General features: G+C 29.2%; 1 protein-coding gene and 1 pseudogene. Both read left to right on the top strand.

The features are described from left to right. On the top strand, positions 1-209 hold a 209-nt coding region (locus A9G03_RS12640; protein WP_218837061.1), incomplete at its 5' end, for a hypothetical protein. Then, a pseudogene (locus A9G03_RS02060) lies at positions 190-1,559 on the top strand (glycosyltransferase); the annotation flags it as partial. The gene A9G03_RS12640 and the pseudogene A9G03_RS02060, both read left to right, overlap by 20 nt.

Raw genomic sequence — 1,559 nt, 5'->3', positions numbered from 1 at the left:
TTTTATTTAAAAGTAAGTTTTATAGAATAAAAAAAGAAACAGTTGACAATATAATTTCCTCAAAACATAAAAAAATTGAATTTTATGATGGTGGTAATTATTGGAATCCATATCCTGAAAATTGTGAATTATATGGTGTCAAAAGAATTAATCGAGATTTAAACGATAAAATAAGGAACTATATAAACAGTGTCGCTAATAAACAATAAACTTTATGATATCTGCTTCCCAAATTCCATTTCATCACAGGATGCAGAATCGTTCATTCGTTGGAATGGACCAATTATAGCTAATAAAACTACGTTGTTTTTGCCTAAAGGTTCAGCTATTTCTACAGACACCTATCATAATTTTTTTGCAGTGAAAAAATTACGAGAATTTACATTTTATAACGACTTCCGATTTGAGATTAACGGAATAGGCAAGTGTCAAGTTGAATTAATTGCTATTGCAAAAACTGAATTTTATATTTTTGAACATGTAATTTCTATTAATCAGTTTTCAGGAAATTTCTCGGGAAATATTGAATTTACAGATAAACAAAATAATTACGAGGTATTATATTTAAGAATTTCAGCTTTCGAAGATGTCACCATTAACAATATAGGAATTTATTCAAATGACGATATCCCCCAAAACAATATTTCTGTCGCTTACTGTATTTGTTCGTACAATAGAGAAAGTTATATTTCCTCTTTTGTTAAAGATATAGCATCTCATTTCTTAGGAAATGAGCAAATCTCATTTTATATTACAATAAATGGTAAACCATATTCTATTGATTTCACTGACAACTTCGATGTTTTGAATAATCGAAATTTAGGTGGTGCTGGAGGATTTACAAAATCCATGATGGCAGCACTAGAAAAAGGTATACATTCTCATGTTATATTGGCTGATGACGATATTTACATAGATAAAATATCTATTGATAAAACTCTAGCCATATTAAAAGCTCTTAAACCGGAATATAGTGATCATTTTATTTCTGGAGCGATGTTATCAGGCGATGAAAATTGGCTTCAATATGAAAGAAATGCAACGCTCACAAGCAAAGGTTTTATTCACCACGGTGCATATGAAGATACTCGCGCTAAACATGTGGCTTTCAATTCAGCTATAGCCCCAACGCATAAAGGAATAGCAGGATGGTGGTATTGCTGTATACCTGTGAAAGTAATAATGGAATATGATTTACCGCTTCCAGTTTTTGTTCGAGGTGATGATGTGGAATATTCTATTAGATGTGCAAAAAATATTTTGTCATTTAATGGTATTTGTGTTTGGCATGAGCCTTTCTTTAAGAAATATAATGAAATTATGGAAGACTATTATCTCGTTCGTAATTTAACAATAATTTCTTTAATTTATAATCAAGATTATTCAGATATCAAACGAGAGTATGTTTATAAAAAGTTTTTCAAAAATATTTTTGTATTTGACTATGTAGCAGCTAAATTAAATATAAAAGCACTTGAAGATATATTAACTCAACAATACCTTACTGATCCTGAAGATACCCATAAAATAATTTCAAATTATAAAAACAAATGCATTGA

The organism is Gilliamella sp. wkB171 (genome assembly GCF_001693755.1).
GTDB classification, from domain to species: domain Bacteria; phylum Pseudomonadota; class Gammaproteobacteria; order Enterobacterales; family Orbaceae; genus Gilliamella; species Gilliamella apicola_F.
Note: the sequence above shows the minus strand (reverse complement) of the source record. Positions and strands in the feature narration are given on the sequence as shown.